23 protein-coding genes, 3 tRNA genes and 1 other RNA gene are annotated in these 22,140 nt (G+C 50.0%); 1 reads left to right on the top strand and 26 read right to left on the bottom strand.

Annotated features, from left to right (window positions below; translation table 11 throughout):
• Positions 1-145: 145 nt before the first annotated feature.
• The 21 genes from RWO08_RS03580 to RWO08_RS03480 form a co-directional block, all read right to left on the bottom strand.
• On the bottom strand, positions 146-481 hold the full coding sequence (locus tag RWO08_RS03580; protein WP_291428866.1) for a phage holin family protein: 336 nt from the start codon (positions 479-481) through the stop codon (positions 146-148).
• Complete coding sequence (locus RWO08_RS03575; RefSeq protein WP_291428867.1) at positions 481-861, bottom strand: PspC domain-containing protein; 381 nt, start codon at positions 859-861, stop codon at positions 481-483. Before RWO08_RS03575 ends, RWO08_RS03580 begins: the two co-directional genes overlap by 1 nt.
• 30 nt (positions 862-891) lie before the next feature.
• Positions 892-1,071 (bottom strand): PspC domain-containing protein, encoded by a 180-nt coding sequence (locus tag RWO08_RS03570; RefSeq protein ID WP_156905288.1) that lies wholly within the window; start codon positions 1,069-1,071, stop codon positions 892-894.
• A gap of 13 nt (positions 1,072-1,084) precedes the next feature.
• On the bottom strand, positions 1,085-2,779 hold the full coding sequence (locus RWO08_RS03565; protein WP_314211248.1) for a DUF4097 family beta strand repeat-containing protein: 1,695 nt from the start codon (positions 2,777-2,779) through the stop codon (positions 1,085-1,087).
• A gap of 405 nt (positions 2,780-3,184) precedes the next feature.
• Positions 3,185-6,013 (bottom strand): excinuclease ABC subunit UvrA, encoded by a 2,829-nt coding sequence (gene uvrA / locus RWO08_RS03560; protein WP_314211247.1) that lies wholly within the window; start codon positions 6,011-6,013, stop codon positions 3,185-3,187.
• 100 nt (positions 6,014-6,113) lie between these two features.
• Positions 6,114-6,704, bottom strand: coding sequence for a DNA-3-methyladenine glycosylase I (locus tag RWO08_RS03555; protein ID WP_314211246.1), 591 nt, complete (start codon positions 6,702-6,704; stop codon positions 6,114-6,116).
• Positions 6,667-6,861, bottom strand: a complete 195-nt coding sequence (locus RWO08_RS03550) for a hypothetical protein (RefSeq protein WP_314211245.1) — start codon at positions 6,859-6,861, stop codon at positions 6,667-6,669. Before RWO08_RS03550 ends, RWO08_RS03555 begins: the two co-directional genes overlap by 38 nt.
• A 16-nt stretch (positions 6,862-6,877) precedes the next feature.
• Positions 6,878-7,750 (bottom strand): 16S rRNA (cytidine(1402)-2'-O)-methyltransferase, encoded by an 873-nt coding sequence (gene rsmI / locus RWO08_RS03545; RefSeq protein WP_314211244.1) that lies wholly within the window; start codon positions 7,748-7,750, stop codon positions 6,878-6,880.
• Positions 7,731-8,063, bottom strand: a complete 333-nt coding sequence (locus tag RWO08_RS03540) for a GIY-YIG nuclease family protein (protein WP_023391524.1) — start codon at positions 8,061-8,063, stop codon at positions 7,731-7,733. Before RWO08_RS03540 ends, rsmI begins: the two co-directional genes overlap by 20 nt.
• The gene (locus tag RWO08_RS03535) at positions 8,053-8,805 is read right to left on the bottom strand and encodes a tRNA1(Val) (adenine(37)-N6)-methyltransferase (RefSeq protein ID WP_291428873.1); all 753 of its coding nucleotides are present in this window, start codon (positions 8,803-8,805) and stop codon (positions 8,053-8,055) included. Before RWO08_RS03535 ends, RWO08_RS03540 begins: the two co-directional genes overlap by 11 nt.
• A gap of 9 nt (positions 8,806-8,814) precedes the next feature.
• On the bottom strand, positions 8,815-9,207 hold the full coding sequence (locus RWO08_RS03530; protein WP_314211243.1) for an initiation control protein YabA: 393 nt from the start codon (positions 9,205-9,207) through the stop codon (positions 8,815-8,817).
• 44 nt (positions 9,208-9,251) lie between these two features.
• The gene (locus RWO08_RS03525; RefSeq protein ID WP_314211242.1) at positions 9,252-10,205 is read right to left on the bottom strand and encodes a hypothetical protein; all 954 of its coding nucleotides are present in this window, start codon (positions 10,203-10,205) and stop codon (positions 9,252-9,254) included.
• 12 nt (positions 10,206-10,217) lie between these two features.
• Positions 10,218-10,547, bottom strand: a complete 330-nt coding sequence (locus RWO08_RS03520; RefSeq protein ID WP_035364067.1) for a cyclic-di-AMP receptor — start codon at positions 10,545-10,547, stop codon at positions 10,218-10,220.
• A 26-nt stretch (positions 10,548-10,573) separates the two neighbouring features.
• A complete protein-coding gene (gene tmk / locus RWO08_RS03515; RefSeq protein WP_070756423.1) occupies positions 10,574-11,206 on the bottom strand; it encodes a dTMP kinase in 633 nt (210 codons plus the stop codon).
• A 25-nt stretch (positions 11,207-11,231) separates the two neighbouring features.
• On the bottom strand, positions 11,232-11,828 hold the full coding sequence (recR, locus tag RWO08_RS03510; RefSeq protein WP_070756424.1) for a recombination mediator RecR: 597 nt from the start codon (positions 11,826-11,828) through the stop codon (positions 11,232-11,234).
• Between the two features lie 31 nt (positions 11,829-11,859).
• Positions 11,860-12,183, bottom strand: a complete 324-nt coding sequence (locus RWO08_RS03505) for a YbaB/EbfC family nucleoid-associated protein (RefSeq protein WP_211234432.1) — start codon at positions 12,181-12,183, stop codon at positions 11,860-11,862.
• Positions 12,184-12,208: 25 nt separating this feature from the next.
• Entirely contained in the window at positions 12,209-14,179 is a 1,971-nt protein-coding gene (gene dnaX / locus RWO08_RS03500; RefSeq protein ID WP_314211241.1) for a DNA polymerase III subunit gamma/tau, read from the bottom strand.
• Between the two features lie 293 nt (positions 14,180-14,472).
• Positions 14,473-14,562, bottom strand: an RNA gene (ffs, locus tag RWO08_RS03495) — signal recognition particle sRNA small type.
• A 187-nt stretch (positions 14,563-14,749) separates the two neighbouring features.
• A tRNA-Gly gene (locus RWO08_RS03490) sits at positions 14,750-14,821 on the bottom strand.
• 10 nt (positions 14,822-14,831) lie between these two features.
• Positions 14,832-14,904 (bottom strand) — tRNA-Thr (locus RWO08_RS03485).
• Between the two features lie 22 nt (positions 14,905-14,926).
• Positions 14,927-14,999: transfer RNA gene (locus tag RWO08_RS03480), tRNA-Lys, on the bottom strand.
• Between the two features lie 134 nt (positions 15,000-15,133).
• On the opposite strand from RWO08_RS03480, the gene RWO08_RS03475 reads away from it, so the two are divergent.
• Positions 15,134-15,850 carry a prepilin peptidase gene (locus RWO08_RS03475; RefSeq protein ID WP_314211240.1) on the top strand — a complete coding sequence of 239 codons (717 nt, stop codon included), beginning with the start codon at positions 15,134-15,136 and terminating at the stop codon, positions 15,848-15,850.
• Positions 15,851-15,890: 40 nt separating this feature from the next.
• Here the strand turns inward: RWO08_RS03475 and RWO08_RS03470 are convergent, their stop codons facing one another.
• The 5 genes from RWO08_RS03470 to RWO08_RS03450 all read right to left on the bottom strand — a co-directional run bounded on the left by RWO08_RS03470 (position 15,891) and on the right by RWO08_RS03450 (position 22,007).
• Entirely contained in the window at positions 15,891-17,870 is a 1,980-nt protein-coding gene (locus RWO08_RS03470) for an acyltransferase family protein (RefSeq protein ID WP_314211239.1), read from the bottom strand.
• Between the two features lie 179 nt (positions 17,871-18,049).
• Entirely contained in the window at positions 18,050-18,907 is an 858-nt protein-coding gene (gene fba, locus RWO08_RS03465) for a class II fructose-1,6-bisphosphate aldolase (protein WP_070756429.1), read from the bottom strand.
• A gap of 197 nt (positions 18,908-19,104) precedes the next feature.
• On the bottom strand, positions 19,105-20,706 hold the full coding sequence (locus RWO08_RS03460) for a CTP synthase (RefSeq protein WP_291427640.1): 1,602 nt from the start codon (positions 20,704-20,706) through the stop codon (positions 19,105-19,107).
• A 145-nt stretch (positions 20,707-20,851) separates the two neighbouring features.
• Positions 20,852-21,529, bottom strand: a complete 678-nt coding sequence (rpoE, locus tag RWO08_RS03455) for a DNA-directed RNA polymerase subunit delta (RefSeq protein WP_291427639.1) — start codon at positions 21,527-21,529, stop codon at positions 20,852-20,854.
• Positions 21,530-21,572: 43 nt separating this feature from the next.
• On the bottom strand, positions 21,573-22,007 hold the full coding sequence (locus RWO08_RS03450) for a DUF1934 domain-containing protein (protein ID WP_314211238.1): 435 nt from the start codon (positions 22,005-22,007) through the stop codon (positions 21,573-21,575).
• Between the last annotated feature and the right edge of the window lie 133 nt (positions 22,008-22,140).

Genomic DNA, 22,140 nt, shown 5'->3' with positions numbered 1-22,140 from the left:
CCTCATTGACTTTTACCTCCTAATCTTAACATAGACGGCGGAGAATTCCTATCTTTTCGTTTGCCCGGACAGACCCTTGAAAAGGCTGAATTTACCACCCTAAGCAAAAGACCGCAGCCATCCGGTCTGCGGTCTTTTATGGGGCTTAATCGTGATAGGGACTGTCCAGGCCAACTAGGCTTTGGCCTAGGGAAAGGGCAACGGCCACCAACATAGCGCTCCAGATAGAGCTAATGGTAAGGCCACCCGGCAACCAGCTAGCTAAAAGCAGGATAAAGCCGGCAATCAACCAGTTGACCAAGCCCAAACTCAAGAAGTTAAGGGGCCAGGCAAAGAATTCTAGGACTGGCTTTACCGTCACGCTTAAGAGGGCGAAGACAAAGGCTGATATTAAGGCCCCGCCAAAGCCCGTAACTTTGACACCCGGCATAACATGGGCCAGGCCCATAAAGAGTAAGGTATTCAATAAAATCCGACGCATTAGAAATCACTCCAGTCATCCTTAGGCGTCACATCACGTCGCTTAGGCTCTGCCTTAACATCGCGACCTGCTGCGCCTTTTTGATAGCGACGTAGGAAATCATTAAGTTCCTCTCTTGCCCGGTTAGCCTGTTGGCGATAGCGGTCTCTTTCCTGTTCGCGGCGGCTAGAGCGACTGGTAGGGCCATTGGCAACCGTATAGTCACTTGGCAGAATAATCCCCAAGACCAAATAAATGAGGAAAGGTGTCCCCCAACCTGGCCAGATGAGGACAAACCACACTAGGCGAAGGAAAGTAGGGTCAATGCCTAGATATTCTCCCAGCCCCCCGCAGACCCCCATTACTTTACGGTCACGGGTAGATTTATATAGTCGTTTCATGGTCGTTCCTTCTTTCTACCTTACTTAAGCTTAGGCTTCTGGCATGATAAAAGCCGCAATCAAGTAGCCGAACAAGCCTACGCCACCTAAAAGACCGGAAATCACCCAGACTACGCGCACAAGCGTTGGGTCTATACCAAAATAATCAGCAATACCGGCGCAAACGCCTAAAAACATTCCTTCACGGCTATTACGAGTTAATCGTTTCATGATAAATTTCCTCCTATAAATCGGTATCTTTGAGGCGGATGTCGCCTGATACGGTGTTAACTTCTAAATGAACGGGGCGTTCTTGGTTGGTCATCAGTCGTTGAAATTCCAGGCTGTGATGACGGTGGGTTTCAACGTCTAGGTGGCCAATACGGTGTTCCACGTCGCCTGAGCTAGATTGGGCGCTGCCTTCTAGGCTTAAGTTAGCCGGAATGGCGATCTTGACATCGCCACTGACTGTGCTGACCTTCATGGCAGCCGGCGTCTCATCGCGCTTGGTTAAGAGCAGGTCGCCACTAATCAGGCTAGCGGCTACATCGCCAATGGCTCCCACTACGCGGCAATCGCCGTTGGTTGTCTCTAGGTTGAGGCGTTTGACCTCTGCTAGGCGGTAGTCTAAATCCCCATTGGTTGAATGGTAGTCTAATAAGTCTGCTACCACATCGGACAGGTCGACATCTCCATTGACAGTCGTCAGATAGATTTCCTTAGCTTGGACACCGTCTAGCTCAATATCCCCTTGGGTAGTCTCAATCCGAACAGTTTCTAAGTCTTGGTCTGGCAGGGTCACTTCAATATCCGCTGACATATGGTCGTCAGTTACTTGCAAGAGCAAGTTGCCGTCGTCTAGGGAGAGGATACTGTGGGCTTGGAAATCTTCTAGGTTAGGATTTGGAATCTTACCGAAGAAGCTTGCCTTGACATTGACTGAGACTTGATCTACATGGGCGCGAGTGACTTTGACATCGCCTCGTGATAACTTAAAGTCTAACACCTTTAGGTCCTTAGCGTCAAAGTTAAAGGTATGCTCCCATTCATTGCCCAAACGGCCGTAGGCTCTCACACCTACACGAATGCCTTCACGCGCTGCCTTAAAGGCTGTGCTCACCACTTGTCCAATGACCTGGCCTAGGCGGTTGGCTTCATTATCGATACGTTGGCCAGCGCGGTCTGCTTTCTGACCGAATTGATTCGCTGCTCGACTGACGTGGTCGGCTGCCCGTTGGCCGCCTTCATTGACTTGGCGAACGAAATCGTTGAGTCGTTGGCTGAAGGGCTCTGAAGCCGAACTTTCTGGCTTGTAGGCCTTGAGTTCTTCTTGGAGCTGGTCAATCTTTTGGCCGCGCTCCAGGACTTCTGCTGCCACTTGGGCTTTTTGGGCTTGGAGTTCTTCACTGAGCTCGTCTAATTCTGCTAGAATCTCGAACTCTCTTAAGCGTTGCTTAGCGATTAGGAGGGCTTGGCCTTCTTTTTCCAGGCTTTCCTCTAATTCTTGGCGCTTGGCCGCCGCTGCTTCTGCCTCTTCCTGGCTGATGGAAGCTTCTGGTTGAGAGGCTTCTTGGGTTGGCTCTGCTGACTTGCTGTCTTCAGGCTTATTTTCTTGTTTGTCATCAAGGCTTTGTTGGACGCTATAGATGATTTCTTGGCCAAATTTGAGGCTCTTGTCGATGGCTTCTTGGACGGTAGCCTTGAGTTGTTCTGGGTCGAAGCCCGCCTTCTTGTCCTGCTCAGGCTCTTGGTCAGCTGGCGCTTCTTGCTTGCTTGGAGCTTCCTGGTCCGCCACTAGGTCTTGGTCTTGAGCGTCGGCTGGCTCCTCTGCTTGGTCAGCTGATTTTGCTTGGGCCGAAGCTTCGAGGAGGCGAAGGGCTTCATCCATGGTAATGACTTGTTGTTTGACTAATTCAATGATTCTTTCTTTCTCATTCATATCTCTCACTCCTTAAATGAGGGCTTGTTTCTTAACTACACCCTTATTATGCCAGTTTTCCACTCGTTTGACATAGGGCCTAGGACCGATATTTGCTCGGACCTAGGGATGAAAAGAGCGCCTGACAGGTCTCAGCCGCTTTAAGCGCATGACTTATTCTAAGTTATAAGGAAAAATATAAATTATTATATATTGAAGATATGACGAGCCCGCCAAGCAAAAGCCTATTAAATCAGGATTTTTCAGTCAAAAGACGAACGTTCTTGTGAAATTCGCCCGACTTTGTGAAAAAAGACTAAGAGAGACCGTAAAAATCATGGCGCTAAACCCTATTTATTAGTGTAACTAATAAATAGGGAACATTAAATAAGCAAATAAGACTGGGACGCTCGTCCCAGTCTTATTTTATTTTTTCAATAATGGTTTGAGGTACTGGCCGGTGAAGGAGCCCTTGACTTTGGCTACTTCTTCCGGTGTCCCGGTAGCGATAATCTGACCACCGCGAACCCCACCTTCTGGCCCAAGGTCGATGACATAGTCGGCGGTCTTAATGACATCCAAATTATGTTCAATCACCACTACGGTATTGCCGGCTTGGACGAGGCGGTCGATGACCTCTAGCAACTTACGGATGTCGTGGGCGTGAAGCCCGGTCGTTGGTTCATCCAAGACATAGAAGGTGTTGCCGGTCGAAACCCGCTGCAATTCGGCAGCCAACTTCATGCGTTGAGCTTCCCCACCTGACAGGGTGGTAGCAGACTGACCCAGGCTAATGTAGCCTAAACCAACATCTAGCAAGGTTTGGAGTTTACGCTTGATTTTCGGAATGGCGGCAAAGAACTCCACCGCTTCTTCAACGGTTAGGTCCAGCACTTCGGTGATGTTAAGCCCCTTGTACTTAATTTCCAGGGTCTCAGAATTATAGCGGCGGCCACCACAGACCTCACAAGGCACATAGACGTCTGGCAGGAAGTGCATCTCAATCTTGTTAATCCCGCCACCGGCACAGGCTTCACAACGCCCGCCCTTGATATTGAAGCTGAAGCGCCCCTTGTTATAACCGCGCAACTTGGCTTCATTGGTCTTGGCAAATAGATCCCGTATATCGTCAAAGACTCCTGTATAGGTAGCCGGGTTACTGCGTGGCGTCCGGCCAATCGGACTCTGGTCAATGTCGATAATCTTGTCTAAGCTTTCGTAGCCCTTGATCGACTTAAACTTACCCGGACGGGTCTTAGCCTTAGTCAGCTCCTTGAGCAAGGCTTGCTTAAGGATGGCATTGACCAAACTGGATTTACCTGAACCCGAAACCCCCGTCACTGCTACAAAGCGCCCTAATGGGAATTTGGCGGTGACATTCTGCAGGTTGTTCTCGCTAGCTCCCGTAACGGTTACCCAGCCCTTGTCTTCCTGACGACGGCTGGCTGGCAAGGCGATTTTCTCCTTACCCGACAGGTATTTACCTGTTAAGGAATTAGGGTTCTTCATGACCTCTTCCGGCGTCCCACATGCAACCACTTGGCCACCGTGCTCGCCGGCACCCGGCCCAATATCAATAATATAGTCGGCCGTCATCATGGTTTCTTCATCGTGTTCCACCACAATCAGGGTATTACCCAAGTCCCGCATCTGTGTCAGAGACTGAATCAGACGGGAGTTATCGCGTTGGTGGAGACCGATCGAAGGCTCATCCAAGATATAGAGGACCCCACTAAGGTTGGAGCCAATTTGGGTAGCCAGACGAATACGTTGCGCTTCCCCACCTGACAAGGAACCAGCCACCCGACTCAGGGTCAGGTAATCTAACCCCACATTATTGAGGAAGGTTAGGCGATCGGTCACTTCCTTGATAATTGGCTTGGCAATGACTTCATCCGCTGGGCCAAAAGTCAAGCTCTTGAAGTGAGCCAAGGCATCACTAATAGACAATTCAGTCGCTTGAGCGATATTGAGGTCCCCTACCCGAACTGACAAGGCCGTTGGGTTGAGACGTTGGCCCTGGCAGGCCGGGCAGATATGTTCGACCATGTACTGGCGCATGACTTCCTTGGTATAGTCGGAACCCGTATCGTTGTAGCGGCGTTCCATATTGGTAATGACCCCTTCGAAGACCGTATCGACCGTCCGCGTGCCGGTGCCCGACATTGGGGTGTAGGTGAATTTGAAGCTGCGACCGTCTTTGACCCCATACTTGAGGTCTGCTTGCTGGGACTTTTTGAGCTTCTTATAAGGAACATCCATGGGAATGCCTTCCTGTTCACAGAATTGGCGCATCATGGACATATAGTAGTTGGAACTGATCGGATTCCAGGCGACAAAGGCGCCTTCTTCCAAGCTGAGATTTTCGTCAGGAATAGCCAAGGCCTCATCTACTACTAAACGGGAACCCAGACCATCACAGCTTGGGCAGGCACCAAAAGGCGCATTGAAGGAGAAGAGACGGGGCTCCAACTCGCCCATCTGGAAGTCGCCGTGCGGGCAGGCAAAGTGTTCATTAAAACGCAATTCCTGACCGTCAATGACATCGATGATGACATAGCCTTCAGATAGTTTGAGGGCGGTCTCCATGGAATCGAAGAGGCGGGAGCGGACGCCATCCTTGATGACGACCCGGTCCACCACGACGTCGATATTATGCTTGTTATTCTTAGCTAGTTCAGGCACTTCGGTAACATCATAAATCTGACCATCCACTCGCACCCGGACAAAACCGTCCTTATTAATCTTCTCTAGGGTCTTCTGATGCTGGCCTTTTTGATTACGAATCAGAGGGGACAGAATTTGGATACGTGTACGCTCAGGTAGGTCTAGGACCTGGTTGACCATCTGCTCAACAGATTGACGTTGAATGGGAATATGATGATGGGGACAGTAAGGTACCCCCACGCGAGCGTAGAGCAAACGCAGGTAGTCGTTAATTTCAGTTACCGTCCCGACCGTTGAGCGCGGATTGTGGCTAGTAGTCTTCTGGTCGATGGAAATGGCCGGGCTCAAACCCTCGATGGAGTCCACATCCGGCTTATCCATTTGACCTAGGAACTGGCGGGCATAGGCCGACAGGCTCTCCACATAGCGGCGTTGGCCCTCTGCATAGAGAGTGTCAAAGGCCAGGGAGCTCTTACCTGATCCGGATAGACCCGTCACTACGACCAGCTGGTCACGAGGAATCTCTAGGTTAATATTTTTTAAGTTATGGGACCGTGCCCCTTTGATTACGATTTTATCTTTGGCCATTGTCTTTCTCCTCTGGTTCAATCTTACCTTACCCATTATAGCACACTTAGTCTCCTAGGTGCGAAAATTTGTTCGCAAAAAAAGCGCCGACCCTCAAGGGCTAGCGCACTGCTTGATAACAGAAACATTCTGGCTCGTGGTCATTGACCATGCCGATAGCTTGTAGATAGGAATAGACCGTCACACTGCCTAAAAACTTGAAGCCACGCTTCTTAAGGTCTTTGGTAATGCGATCGCTCAAGTCGCTTCGGGTCGGCCGCTCCCCGTGGGGCGGAAAGACCACCTGCCCCTCCGTAAAGTGCCAGATATAGGCGTCGAAGCTATCCCATTCGGCCTGCACCTTGAGAAAGGCCTGGGCGTTAGCAATGGTCGCTCGAATCTTGCCCCGATGGCGGATAATGCCCGCATCCTGGGCTAGGCGTTCGACATCCTCTTCCTGATACTGGGCGATACGGCCATAGTCATAGTCTTCCAAGGCACGGGCAAAGTTGGCCTCTTTGGATAGGACCAAGCGCCAGGACAAGCCCACATGGAAGGATTCTAGGACTAGCCATTTGAAGAGGTCTAAATCCTGGTGCTGGGGCACGCCCCAAACCTGGTCATGGTAGGCCTGATAATAATCCGGCATATTGGTGGCCCAGGCGCAACGTTTTTTACTTGCGTCCATGGTCCTTGCCTTTGGCTTGGTCATCCTGGTCATCTTCTAAGGCGCTTGGGTCAAAGGCGAATTGGTAGGTAGGATCGACGAATTCCTTCTCTTCTTCATCTAGGACCAGGCCTAATTTGGCCATGGCAGCCTCTAAGTCTTTATCATTTTTCAATAAGAAATCTTCATCTTTTAATGCCATAAATCTTCCTCCTCTATTAATCGATCAGGTCGTGATAGGCCTGATAGACGCTTTGTTTTTTCAGTCCGTAAGTCTTGGCCACTTGCTTAATGGCTTGCTTGGCGTTGAGGCCTTCTTGAGCCATGAGGTCTTGGACCAAGGCCTTGAGGTCGGTCTCTGCCGTTAGCTCAGGGCCCGTCTCGACCTTGCCCCCGCCAGCGACCAAGAGGACGCATTCGCCCTTGATTTCCTGGTCGGCTAGGCTCATGAGCACTTGATGTACCTCACCCCGAATATAGGTCTCATATCGCTTGGTTAACTCCCGCGCTATGACCACAGCTCGGTCCGGCCCCAATTCCTGGCGAATGACCTGCAGAGCCTGCTTGATTCGGTGGGGCGACTCATAGAAAATAGCCGTCGCCTCCTGGCCAGCCACTAGGTCTAAGACAGCGACCTGGCCTTTCTTATCCCGTGGGAAGAAGCCGTAATAGGTGAAGGTCTGGCAGGATAAGCCCGAAGCAATCAAGGCCGTCAGGGCGGCATTGGCACCCGGCAGAGCCACTACTGCTAAGCCCTGGCTAAGGGCGGCATCCACCAAGGGATGACCCGGGTCGTTAATCAGGGGCATGCCGGCATCTGACACCAAGGCCAGATCCTGACCCTGCACCAAACGTTCTAACAAGGGCTGGAGACGGTCAGCCTGGCTATGCTCATGGAAGCTCTGCATAGGCGTCTCAATCTCAAAATGGTTTAAGAGTTTAATGGTATTGCGGGTATCTTCCGCCAGAATCAAATCCGCTTCCTTGAGATGGCGAATGGCCCGGAAGGTCATGTCTTCTAAGTTACCAATCGGCGTTGGCACCAAGTAGAGGGTGCCCCCCGCCCGGGACTCAAAGCTCCGTTGTTCCATCTTGCACCTCCAAGGGAATAATTAAGGGTTGGCTAGCCGATAAGGACGTCAAGCCATGGCGGAAGAGATAGTCTTCTTTCTGGGCCCGGGTCAGGCGCTTAAAACGCGCCTCTGCTCGCATGGCCAGAGACCGGCTAGGCCGCTCTTCAGCATAGAGCAGGCGAACTGGCCGGCGCTTGGCTTGTTGGGTATATTTGGCGCCCTTGCCAGCATTATGACTGGCAGTCCGCGCCTCTAAGTCCACCGTATAGCCGGTATAGAGAGTATGGTCTGCGCAGTAGAGCACATAGAAAAAATACTGTTTAGTCGCCATAATATATTGCCTTCATTTCTGGGGTGTATTGCTGATCCGACCCATAAATGACAATCGGCGGCTCCACCTTCAGGCCTTGGCGTCCCCCTGCGTAAATGGCTTCGACCAGCACCACTTTGGCCACCTGGTCGGCCTTGCCATAGGCAAATTGCAGACGGTGAACACTAAAGCCCGCCCCTAGCAAGGTCTCCATCAAGTCATCTAGGCGGTCTGGCCGATAGACACAAAAGAGCTTGCCCCGGGTCTTGAGCTGGCGCTTGGCCTGGGCCACCCATTGTTCCAGGGTCAAGTAGACCTCATGCCGGGCAATGGCATGGGAGGTCAGGTGGTGTTGGGTCTGTTTGTTAGTGACCGAGAAATAAGGGGGATTGCAAGTCACAACATCATAGAGGGGACGCGCCGCCGCCATGGTTTTGACATCCCCTTGGCGAAAAGTCAGCCGGTCCGTCAGATTATTGAGCTGGCAAGAGCGCTGGGCCATATCCACTAGGGCCTCTTGCAGTTCAATCGCATCTATGTGACCGGCTGTTTTGGCACTGAGCAGGAAGGGAATGACCCCTGTCCCACTACAGAGATCCAGAATTCTGGCCGTCTGGCGTCGTGGCACCTTGGCAAAATGGGCCAAGAGGATGGCATCGACTGAGAAGGCAAAGTAGTCTGGATTTTGAATAATCGACAAGTTCTCGCGGGCTAGATAGTCTAGGCGCTCGCCGGGCTTAAGCAAGTCAGTCGCGTCTGTCATAGGGACCTCCTAGTGGTTGTCGCGCTGGAAACTATCCAGGAGATTCTGACAGAAGATACACTCTTCCCCTGGCTCTCGCTTCATACCATAGAAGGTATGGCAGATGTGGATGCCTTCCTGGTAGAAGGTCTGCAGGCGCTCGCGCCCCGCCTGTTGCCGCTTGGCTGGCACCGCCTGACTAGTCTCCTCCTCATGCTTGTCTTCTTGCTCTGGGGGCAAATCCGTCAGGGGCGGGCTGGCTTCGCTGACGACCGATGCTAACTGGGCATTGGCCATGCGAAGACGGTTATTTTCATGGGAAAGTTCTGTTACCTGGTGCTTGAGTTGCGCCATGGTATCACTTAATTGGCTAAACTGACTGTCCATTTGGGCCAGAATCTGGGTCAAGTTTGACTCATCCATTAGCACAACATCCTTTCATTATCAATAAGAGTGAATTGGCTTGCTTAGCGCCCCGCCTTAAAGCGTAAGACGCACTGTTCTAAAGCCAACTGAGGGGATACATTAGCCAAAATCCGCTGCTTAGCCTCTAGCAAGAGCTGATTAAGCCGCAAGAGGTCAGCCTGGCTAGGCAGGCCTTGTTTGGCCAATTCGGTCAAGAAATGCCCCTGGAAATCATAGGCTGCTGCCTTGGTTAAGAGCTGATGGGTCAGACGCAGGCAATAATCTGCCAGGTCCAAGCCACCCTGCTGAGTCAGGTCTCCCTTGAGACGGGTCTGCAGAACCACAAAGGCCATAGGGTCGCCCATCACTAGCTGGCGATACCAGCCGTTCCAGGTCTTGATGGCCTGCTCAAACTGGGTCGCCTCATAGTCGCTCGTCCAGCGGGCCACCGTTTCCTCTCTGAAGCCCGCCAGAATCTGGGCGTGAACAGGCAAGACGCCGTGAGCCTCCCAGTCCGCTGCCTGGGCTTGGCGGTCTGGCGCCTCCAGATGCAGGACTTGAACCCGTGACAAAATAGTCGGCAGGAGCAAGTTAGCACTTGGACTCCAGAGGAAGAGATAGACATTGTCCACCGGCTCCTCCAAGACGGTCAAGAGGGCATTGGCCGAAGAGGCATTGAGGCGCTCGGCCTGCTCAATGATAGCAAACTTACCACGCCCTTCTAGCGGGCTCTGCCCCAACCATTCCTTGAGCTCGCGGACCTGGTCGACCTTGAGGGTCTGGCCTTGAGCCTCTAAGTAATAGACATCGGCATACTGGTTATCGGCAATCCGTTGGCGGATGGTCGTTGGGTCGCCAGCGCTATCCCTAGAGAAATAATCTTGGGCTAGGGCCGTTATGACGGCTCGCTTGCTAATTATGTCCCCACCTGTCAGCAGGTAGGCATGAGCTAGGTGGCCTTCCTGAACCTGCTGGGCAAAATAAGCCTTGAGGGCTTCGACGCTATAGGTAGCCATACCAGTCGCCGCCTAGAATTGGTGGAAGCTTTCGATTGGTAAGACGAAGACGGTCGCGCCCCCTACTTCAACTTTAACAGGTAGGTTAACAGCTGAGTCTAGTCCCATATCCAAATGGAGCGGAGCGCTGACATATTGTTCACGCGCCTTAGAACATTGGTCAATAATCTTCAAGACTTCCTCAATCCGTTCTTCCTCAATCCCAATCATAAAGGTAGTGTTGCCGGCCCGTAAGAAACCACCGGTGGTAGATAACTTAGTGGCACGGACATTGGCATCATAGAAAGCGCGGCTCAATTCGTTTTGGTCTTGATCTTGAACAATAGCAATAATTAATTTCATCATGATACTCCTTCTCCTCTCTGTCTCTAGAGGGCATGTTGATGTAGAACGTCAATACAAGCAGCCACGACCTGGTCTAGTGGCGCTTGGCCGTCAATGACCTTAATGCGCTCTGGCGAGGCTTGGGCTAAATCTAGAAAGGCCTGGCGGACCCGGTTATGGAAGTCCAGGGATTCTTGGTCTAGGCGGTCATACTGGCGCTGACCACGAGCCTGATGAATGCGGGCTAGGCCCACCTCAGCTGGCACATCGATTAAGAGGGTCAGAGCCGGCAGTTGATCTTCTACCGCAAATTGGTTAATGGACCAGATCAGATCCACCGGAATATCGCGGGCCATGCCTTGGTAAGCCAAGGACGAATCCACGAAGCGGTCACAGAGGACGATTTTGCCTTGACGCAAGGCCGGTAAAATCACTTCGACCAAGTGTTGACGACGGGCTGCCGCAAACAAGAGGGCCTCAGTCCGCGGGTCCATGGCAGTGTGATCCACATCTAGAATAACCCGTCTAATCTCCTCCGCAATGGGCACGCCCCCTGGCTCACGAGTGGTCAGGACTTGATGGCCCTGGCCCTCTAAATAGGCGGTCAACTCCGCAATCACACTGCTCTTGCCGGCCCCATCAGGACCTTCAAGGGTTATAAACTTTCCTGGAAACATGCCTTCTCCTCACTTTGTCTTTCCACTATAATTCACGTCGCCCTTCAATGGCCCGGAAGAGGGTCATCTCATCGGCGTATTCAATGTCACTGCCTACCGCCAAACCATGAGCTAGGCGGGTCACCTTAATGCCAGCTGGTTTAAGCAAGCGGGCTAAGTACATGGCGGTCGCTTCCCCTTCAGCCGTGGCATTGGTGGCTACAATGACTTCTTCAATCTCCGTCTCCTGCAAACGACGTAGGAGCGAAGGAATATTCAAATCTTCTGGCCCCGTGCCTTCCATGGGTGATAAGACTCCATGAAGGACATGGTAGAGGCCATGATATTCATGCATTCGCTCCATGGACATGACATCCCGAGCATCTTCTACTACGAGGACCGTCTTGCTGTCACGACTTTGATCGGAACAGATGACGCAGAGCTCGCTGTCCGTGATATTGCCGCAAGTCGGGCAGAAGCGCAAGTCGCGTTTGACTTGAATCAGGGCTTGGGCGAACTCGGTCACGTCGGATTCTTTCATGTCAAGGACATAGAAGGCCAACCGAGCCGCTGTCTTGGCTCCAATACCCGGTAATTTGGTAAAACTATTGATTAACTTCGCGATAGGTGCAGGGTATTGCACTGGGTGGCCACCTCCTTTGATGGTTTATAGGCTAGAAGGGTAGGTTCATGCCTTGGGTGTATTTACCCAGGCGTGATTCCGTCGCTTGGTCTACTTGCTTCAAAGCATCGTTAACTGTTGCAATCACTAAATCTTGTAACATCTCGATATCATCTGGATCTACCAAGTCTGGCGCTAGGTCCAATTCTACTAATTCTTTCTTGCCGTTGACTTTAACCGTTACTAGTTGGTTAACATCTTGGGCTTGGAAGATAGTAGCTTCAATAGCTGCTTGCTCCTTGGTCATTTCTTTTTGCATTTTTTGGATTTTTTGCATCATGCCTTGCATGTTGCCCATATTTCCCATTCCACGCATCTTTATATCTCCTTTAATGCTTGCTTTATTTTTCGTAATCAATGTCGACCACATCTTGACCAAAGAGGGCCAAGGCTTGGCTGACAACAGGTGGGAGGTTATCCTGATCTGGTGCCTGTGCGAAGACAGGGTCAACCGTCGGCAAGTCCTCCTGGTCCGCTAGTGGCTGAGCGGGCTCTGGCGCTTCCATTGGCAGGCCAAACAAATCGGTGCCTGGCTCACTTGCCTCTGGCGCTTCTGGCAAGTCCATCATGACTTGCTCTAGGCTTTGGAAGTCGTCTAACTGCGGGTTAGCTTGTTCAGTTTCTAGAGGTTCCGACTCTGGGGCTAACCTAATAGGTTCTGCCACGGCACCAATTTTGATAGGGCCGCCCGCTTGGTCATAGAGGACCTTATAGGTCTGGCGCACCTGACTCCATTCACTCTGTAAGACAAAGGCCAGAGCGACCGGCCGGTCAAAGTGGCGAGCCAGTTGGCGACTAAGCTCTTGGACGAAGTCAGCATCTTGCTGGACTCGACCACAGAAGTCCTGGCTCTTGAAGGACAAGAGAATACGTTCAGGGCCTGCTGCCAGTATCTCTGCTCCCGTCAAGCGCACGCGGTCTTGTGGTGGCAGGGATTCTAGCCAAGTAGCCCAGCCGCTTTTGAGCTGGCTGACGTCTTGACGTGTGGCTTCATTGAGGACGGCATAGACGGCATCCGTGTCCAAATGATAGGCTTGACGCTGACCTGCAGGGCGCTCGCGTGGCACCCGTGGTTGGTCATCCTCCGCTGGGGCTTGAGGGCTAGGAGCTGCTACTTGAGCAGGTGCTCCTGCTCGCAACTGGACTTCCAGTTGGCTAACCTTGGCCTCTAGGGCTTGCACCTGACGCACAAGCTCGGCTAGGGCACCCGATTCAGGACCAGTAGCTACCGGCTGATTTGAGACCTCTTGAGCCAATTCAATGGTAGCCACTTCCACGAAGAGGTCTGCCTGCGTAGCAAAACGCATTTGGTTTAAGGCCTGATTAAGTCTTTCAATTAGATTGTAATAGAAGCGGTTGTCCCCAGCCTGACGCAGAGGCTTGAGTTCTGCTTGGGTCAGGAGGGTGAAGTTGTCTTTGGAATTCAAGGTCAACAAGAGATCCCGACAGAAGAGGATTAACTCCTCCACAAAGCGGTTGGCCTGCTTGCCTTCTTGAAGACTGGCCTGTAAAATGCTCAAGGCCTTAGGCCCATCGTGGGCTTGGAGGGCAGTCAGGTAATCGATATAGACGAGCTGAGACAAGGACCCCGTCACTTCCAAGGCCGATTGAACGGTCACCGCTGAACGGTTATAGGATAGGGCTTGGTCCAGCAAACTCAGGCTATCCCGCATCCCACCATTGGCGGCCCGCGCAATCACTGCCAGGGCTTCGGCTTCAAAGTCAATCCCGTCTTGTTCCAGAATATACTGCATGCGGCCGACTAAATCAGCCTGACTAATCCGCCCAAAGTCGAAGCGTTGAGTCCGCGAGATAATGGTGGCTGGAATCTTATGGGGTTCCGTCGTCGCTAGGATGAAGAGAACCTGAGCTGGTGGTTCTTCCAGGGTTTTGAGCAGGGCATTAAAGGCTCCGGTAGTCAGCATATGGACCTCGTCGATGATATAGACCTTGTAGGTCGCTTGACTGGGCGCATAGCGCACCTTGTCCCGTAGGTCACGGATTTCTTCGACCCCGTTGTTGGAGGCCGCGTCAATCTCAATAACGTCGCTCAATTGGCCAGCTGTGATGGCCTTGCAAAGTTCACACTGGTTGCAGGGATTGCCATCTGTCTGATGTGGGCAATTGACTGCCTTGGCCAGAATTTTGGCCGCAGAAGTCTTCCCTGTTCCCCGTGGCCCGGTGAACAAATAGGCGTGGCTTAATTGCTGGTTCTTGACCGCATTTTTTAGGGTTTCGGCAATTAGGGGTTGCCCCACTAACTCGTCAAAACTTTGGGGCCGCCAGACCCGATATAAGGCTTGATAACTCATTGTCCACCCTCCTTTTTGGGCACAGATATTTCCTATCTATTATAGCATAAGTAGCCCTTGATTCGCTAGGCATGGCCCTAGAAAATCAAGGCAACTTGCTTAAATCTGCCTAGCACTAAAACTCCTTTCCCTATTTATCTATTCTATAGATAAATAGGGTAGAAGTTGGTCAAAATACGTGATATTTTGGACACTAAATTCATGATTTGTGCCTTAAATGTAACTACTGTCAGGTTAAAAGAAAACCCATTATATCATATATGATATAATGGGCGATTTTGATAGTATTTGATGGGTAAAAAATAAGCACATGGCTTTGTCACTTATAGCTGCTACCTTCCGGTCCTGACTCGATTCATGACGCCGCCATTGCCTACTCTTATTCTAGCAAAAGCTGACTCAAAAAGCAAGATGGACGAACCAAAGCTCAGTCGCGACTTCTTGGCTTGCACGAGCGCTGGCCTGGCAGCCCCTTGGCTCCTTTCCTTATACCCTAATCCAGCAAACAAAAACAGAGCACCATACAAGACGGTACTCTGGGCTTTGCTAGAAGATTCTAGCCTTATCATAAGCGGAAAACGGGATTCGAACCCGCGACCCCCACCTTGGCAAGGTGATGTTCTACCTCTGAACTATTTCCGCAAGTTGGCGATGCCGGCTAAAGGATTTGAACCCTCGACCCTCTGATTACGATTCAGATGCTCTACCAACTGAGCTAAGCCGGCTACAGCTTGCTAAAAGCAAGAATGAGTCATACAGGGCTCGAACCTGTGACCCTCTGATTAAAAGTCAGATGCTCTACCAACTGAGCTAATGACTCTTGTAACGACTCATATATCATAGCTTAGATTTGCTTTTTAGTCAAGTCATAGCCTAAATTTTTTCAGAATTTTTGATGAGTTTTAGTGTTTCATTCTATTTTCAGTCTATATAGTATATAAGGAGGTGCTCTATATGCGATTTATCTTAGCCTTTTGTTTGGGAGCTTGCCTAGGTTCTTTTGTGCCTTGTTTGGCCCACCAACTGGTTTTTGACCATTTTGATTGGCGAGCTCGCTCCTCTTGCGATTATTGCCATCATCCTCTCTCCTGGAAAGAGCTCATCCCCCTGATTTCCCAAGCCCGCCTCCATTCCCGTTGCCCTTACTGTCACCAAGTAATCTCATCGATTTACTGGCAAAGCGAGTTGGTGGGAGGCAGCTTAGCTATCGGCGTGGTCTTGATGGCTGCTTATCAGGCCTGGTCTCCTACTCGAATCTGCTTATATAGTATCTTACTCGTCTTGCTTGCTGTGATGGCTGCTTGCGACCTCTGGGCTTACTGGGTGCCGGATATCTTACAGCTTGCTTGCCTACCTTTTAGTTTCTTTCTTGCCTTTTATCAAACTTGGGATGGCTGGAAGATGCTGGTGATTGTCCTTGCCTTGGGCTTTCTCATCTTACTCCAAATTTTGCATCCCCATTGGCTTGGCGGAGCTGATATCAAATTACTGGGCCTGCTCTGGCTGTCTCTTCCACTCAGGGCGCTAGCTTGGCTCTTGGGACTGGCAACCGGGCTTGGTCTTTTGATGGTTGGCAGTCGGCCTAGGCGCTGGCACCAACCTATTCCCTTTGTCCCAGCCATTGCCCTCGCCTACTATCTAGTCTTAGCCCTCTTGCCATGGCTCACATAAAAAACCAAGCTGTACAGAAGACAGCTTGGTTAGATGAGTCTTAACGTTGTTGATAGAGACTACGAGCGATAAAGGCCACATAGTGCAGGGTGCCTACTTCGTTGTGATGGACACCATCCGACACATACCATTCCGGATGTCCCACTTGATAGGCTTGCCAATCAATTACATGGGCATTTGGATAGCGACGGGCAGTGTCTTTAATATAGCTATTCACTTCCGTGTCCTCACCATCCGCGTTATGGACGGTTACAAAATAGACTTCTCTACCCTGTAAAATCGCCATAAGCTGATCCATGGAATCAGTATCTAAGCCACCATTGACACCCAGCTGGATGACCACTTTAGGTTTAACTAGACCCGACCAGACACGGTCCTGTAGAATTTCTTGCGCTCCGTTATAGACGGACAGGCTGACCTTACCGTAGGTATTGCCTTGCCAGAAGATATCAGAGAAAGTCGATGAGTTAAGCAAGGCCACCGAGTCACCAAAGAGCGATACTTCTTGAGTGGTCGCATAGATGATTTCAACTGGTGACAGCATGGCCACAAGCTCTGGATTAAGGGCAGCGGCTTGCTCTAAAACTTCCTTGTTCTCCTCAAAAAAGTCTTGCATTTCGGCATTGACCTGACTGGCTTTAATGGCCTTATCAAGGATAGTTTGGTGTGACTGTGGCGTTACATAGTCGGTTTTAAAAGTCGTGTCCACTGCCTTGAGATCGGTCTGTAGGGCATCCATAGCTTCAGTCCCAGGATAAATGGCTTTTTGAACATGGGTCTTGTTAGTAAAGGCCAAGTACTCCAATTCAAACAAGGCAAAGCGTTGATAGTCAGCTGCTAGCAAGAGGCCGACTACTAAAACAATGGCTCCCACTAGCCCTAGGCTAGCCTTACGCCAGTCTGGCCAGCGCCACGCGCCTTGTCTCAAACGCGTCCAGGCGGTCTTAAAACGACGACCCCAAGTCCAGACAGGCTGAGGCGCGCGGCCTTCAACTAGCCAATAGAAGATTTCGCTAGCCAGTAGGATAACCAATAAGACCAGGATAGCTGTCCAGGCGGTATGAGGTAGCGCCTTGAGTAGGCCGGTCAGGAGCGGATAGTACCAGAGGTAGAAGGAGTAAGAACGGCGACCAAAATGGGTCAAAAAGCCCCAATCAAAGACCAAACGCCCTAGGGTTGCGCCCCCCACTAAGGCCAGCACTAGTAACATGGTCAGGGCGTTGAAGGCTGGTAACCAGAGATAGTAGGTAATGCCTGACTGGTCTGATGCAGTAAAGCTAAGCACTAGCATGAGCGCAATTGACACTAAAGCCAGAATATTGAGCATGACTTGCTTGTGCTGATAGCGATAGCAAGCGTTAAGGAAAATTGGCAATAAGTAAGCCAGGGCAATCCCACCCGCTACACTAGCAAAGCGGGTCACCAAACCATAATAAACCAGAGAGGGATCCCCTGATGGTTGGTAGAGATAGAAGGTCAATGTGTGACTGAGACTCATCAGAGCCAGCCAAAAGGCTGCCTTATAGTAGGCCGAAAAGTAGGCTTTCTGGGTCACCCAGATACCAGCCACTCCGACAAGGAAAGACTGGACATAAAGCGAATTATACCAGAGGTGGGTAAATGGCGAGGTCCCAGCCATCTGAGTAAAGTAGGACCGGCCGGCGCTAATCTGGAAGTAATTATTGAAGAAGAAGAGACTAGATAGAATGTCGCTTCGGTCATAAGTCAGCTCTCGTCGATCAAAGGCTAGCAGATAGGCCAATAGGATTAAAATAAAGACCAAGAGTGGCCACCAAAGCCGTTGGACTGTTTTTAAGACATAGTTTCTCAGGGCATGTGGCCGATTACCTTCTTGGATTTTCTCCATGCTTCGCGCAAGGAAGAAGCCCCCTAGGACAAAGAAACTATTGACCCAGAGAAAGCCACCGCTGGTCACGCTCGGAAAGAGGTGATAGCTAATGACCATCAGAATAGCCAAACCCTTTATGCCATTCAGGCCTCGTATATGTTGTCCTTTCATCTTGCCACCTACTTGTACTTGTTATTTTATTATTATAAGGGAAATCTTAGCCCTATACCGTAACAATCAGATTACGTTCTTAGGGCTTTCCGGCAACAAATGAACCCGTGTCTCCTTGCCCTATCAGCAAAAAAGAGACTGGAATCGAAATCCCAGTCCCTACATGATACTTACTGGTCTTAGGCTTTGCCTGTTGAACCAAACATGTCCATGATTTCTTTAGTTGTCTTCACAATGGCTTCTTTACCAGGTGCGATGACTTTACGTGGATCATAGACTTCTGAGTCAGCTGCTAATTTAGCACGAACAGCTGCTGTCCATTGTTGTTGCAATTCAGTGTTCACGTTGATTTTAGCGTGACCACGTTCGATTGCTTTCTTGATTTGGAATTCTGGAATCCCTGAACCACCGTGGAGTACAAGTGGAGCACCAGTTGCTTCAGAGATAGCAAGCATTTCATCAAAACCTAATACAGGTTCGCCAGCGTAAGTCCCGTGAACTGAACCTAAAGCAGCAGCTAAAGCGTCGATTTGACCTTCAGAAACCATGCGTTTGCATTCTTCTAAGTCAGCGTATTTGATCCCGCCGGTTACGCCATCTTCAGTACCACCAACTGTACCAACTTCTGCTTCTACAGAAACATTCTTAGGATGAGCATAAGCCACTACTTCTTTGGTTAAAGCGATGTTTTCATCGATTGGGTAGTGAGAGTGGTCGAACATTACGGAAGAGAAACCTGCATCGATGTATTGTTTACATACATCAACAGATGAACCGTGGTCTAAGTGCAAAGCAACTGGTACTTTTACATCCATTGCTTCCAACAAACCATTTACCATGCCGACAACAGCAACAGGGCCACCCATGTACTTACCAGCACCTTCAGAAACCCCTAAGATAATTGGTGAATTGTTTTCTACGGCAGCTTGTAATACCGCTTGGGTCCATTCTAAGTTGTTGATGTTGAATTGACCAACAGCGTAATGACCTTCTTTTGCTTTCTTCAACATTTCCGTCATACTTACTAAACGACTCATGTTTATGCCTCCTTGAATTGGATTATTTTATGTTTTTATTATACTCCATTTTCACTGCCTTGGCTAGTCTTTCCCCCTAGCCCTGGCCAGAAACTGCGCCATAGCGTTTTATTCACAAGTTCGCCTCTTGTCTAGTCAGGCACCGCGCATCTTCAGACAAAAACCGCACAAGCTCTGAAAACTTGTGCGGTCCTTGACTATGCTTGTTGCGCTTGGCAGGCTGCCACGAAACCATCAAAAATAGCTTGTGGTCGGTTAGGACGAGAAATAAATTCCGGATGGAATTGCGCCGCAATAAAGAATGGGTGGTCTTTAATTTCGACAATTTCCACCAAGCGACCATCTGGGCTCAGGCCTGAGAAAGTCAAGCCTGCTGCTGCTAAACGCTCACGGTAGGCATTATTAAACTCATAACGGTGACGGTGGCGTTCTTGAACCACCTCTTGGCCATAAAGTTGATGAGCCAAGGTCCCTTCTACTAAGCGGCAAGGGTAGAGACCCAAACGCAGCGTGCCGCCCAAGTCGCCTTCTGCCTCTTGGTCAGGCAGGAGATCGATAATTTTGTGTGGGCAAGCTGGATTTTCTTCACCTGTATCCGCATCATGGATGCCTACCACATTACGGGCAAACTCGATGCAGGCCAATTGCATACCCAAGCAAATCCCGAAGAATGGTAATTTGTGTTCGCGAGCATAGCGAATGGCTGCGATTTTTCCGATTAGGCCTCGGCTACCGAAGCCACCTGGTACTAAGACGCCATCGACATCAGCCAAGTAGTCCGCGACATTCTGATCATCCACTTCTTCGGCATCAATCCAACGAATGTCAATCTCAGTATCGTGTGCATAACCTGCATGCTTGAGTGCTTCCACAATGGATAGGTAAGCATCTGGCAAGGACACGTATTTACCGACTAGACCGACCGTGACCTTACCCTTAAGATTGAGCACCTTATTTTCTAGCGCACGCCAATCGGTCATATCTGCTTCTGGACATTGGATACCAAAGTGGTCCAGTACCAAATCATCCATGCCTTGCGCTTGAAGATTAAGCGGAATCGTATAGAGGGTCTCGACGTCGCGAGACTCAATCACAGCATTAGGTTTAACGTCACAGAAGAGGGCTAACTTGTCCTTAATACCACTTGGTAACTCTTCTTCGGTACGGACTACCAAGATATTAGGCTGAATCCCCAAGCTCCGCAGTTCCTTGACGCTGTGTTGAGTTGGCTTGGTCTTGAGCTCACCTGCCGCTTTGAGGTAAGGGATGAGGGTAGTGTGAATATAGAGCACATTGTTGGCGCCCATGTCGGCCTTCATTTGGCGCAAGGCTTCAAGGAATGGTAGGGACTCAATATCCCCTACTGTCCCCCCTACTTCAGTGATGACAATATCGGCATCGGTTAATTCACCTGCACGACGGATTTTATCTTTGATTTCGTTAGTGATGTGCGGAATCACCTGAACCGTTGCCCCGAGATAGTCACCCCGACGTTCTTTCTTGAGCACTTCGGAATAGACCTTACCGGTAGTGACATTGGAATATTGGTTCAAGTTAATGTCGATGAAACGCTCATAGTGACCTAAGTCCAAGTCAGTCTCGGTCCCGTCATCGGTGACAAAGACTTCCCCGTGTTGGTAAGGACTCATGGTGCCGGGGTCCACATTGATATAAGGATCGAATTTTTGGATGGCTACTTTGAGACCACGATTCTTGAGCAGACGGCCTAAGGAAGCTGCTACAATCCCTTTACCAATTGAGGAAACTACCCCACCCGTTACAAAAATATACTTTGTCATGTCACTACTCCTTTTCCTTGTCTATTTACTAAATGAAAATCGCTCCCCGTTCTAGGAACAGGGAGCGCTCACTCGGTCAGTTGCCCCTAAAAAGCTTTAGGGGGCCCACATAAAATATTACGCTAAAGCTCTGACCGCGTCAAGTTTATTCTTCTTCGTCTTGTAACTCTTCTTCGTATTCTTCGTCTTCTGATTCGAAGTCATCGGCTTCATCATCTTCAGCCTCGAAGGAAGCATCACCGTCTAAATCTAGGTCATCGTCGCCGAAATCAGAGAGGTCAGAAGCGTATTCGCCCAACTCTTGACTTTCGTCGTCGTCTAAGTCAACGGCATCGTCTTCAATGAGGGTTAGACCACGAGTATCGTCGTCATCCTCATCTTCCTCATCCACATCACCGTAATCGTCTAAATCAGTATCGTAGATATCATCTGCATCTTCTGGATCATCATCGTTGTAGTCGATCATGTCGTCTCCTTCAGAGAAGGCATTGTATTTACGTTTCTTACGACGGCTAACTGGACGATCATCTTCAGCTTCAGCGCTAGAGATAATTTCTTCATCGATTGCATCGATTGGGTACCAGCCACGCAAGCCCCAACGATTCTCCCCCAAGGAGATAAAACGGCCATCGATATTTAAGTCAGTATAGAAGCGGACCATACGGCTTTCTAGCTCTAACTCTGATAATTCCAAGTAGTTTTGGATTTCAATCAGTAATTCCGTAAAGTCTACCACATCACCTTTTTGTTCTAAAATTGCGTGAGCAACTTCAATCATGGATAAATCTTTGCGGTCTTGTCCTTCAAATTGTTTCAAAATCATGGTTTGACACACCCTCCCTAGTATACTCTTATATATTACCTATTTAAGCGACATAAATCAATCGAAAACGATAGTTTCCTAGCAATTCTTGGTCATTTTTTAATTGATAATCGACGGTCAAGGCATAGCGGATTTTTCCTGCTTGATCTGCCGGCTCAAAATGCCAGTGCAAGTGCTGGGTATGGACACTCAAAGGCCAGCTACCCTGAGGAGTCTGGTAGCTGGTCATGGTTTCTTGGTCTGGCACAAAGAGCAGCACCCCCTGGGCCTGACTGACTTGAATCTGGGTGCTTCCATCAGCTTGGGGTAGCCATTTGACTTCAACAGGTTCTTGATTGAGGTTTTGATAGGTCAGCTTGGTAAAAGATTCTAGCTCTAAGAGGACCGCCCGGGTCTTGTGGTCATAACGTTCTACCTGCTGACTATCGGGATAAATAATTTGTTGTTCGACCTGAAGGTCAATGCTTACACGTCTCATGAAGCTCCTTTCTGGCCACTTGTTCACTTTCTGTCACAAGATGGGCCTCTCGAATGGTTCTATATAGTCATTATACCGCAAATCGTGCTATAATAACACCATAGCAATCGCTCTCATCTGCATTTAGGAGCGC

It is taken from the genome of uncultured Abiotrophia sp. (genome assembly GCF_963520105.1).
Classification (GTDB): Bacteria; Bacillota; Bacilli; order Lactobacillales; family Aerococcaceae; genus Abiotrophia.
Note: the sequence above shows the minus strand (reverse complement) of the source record. Positions and strands in the feature narration are given on the sequence as shown.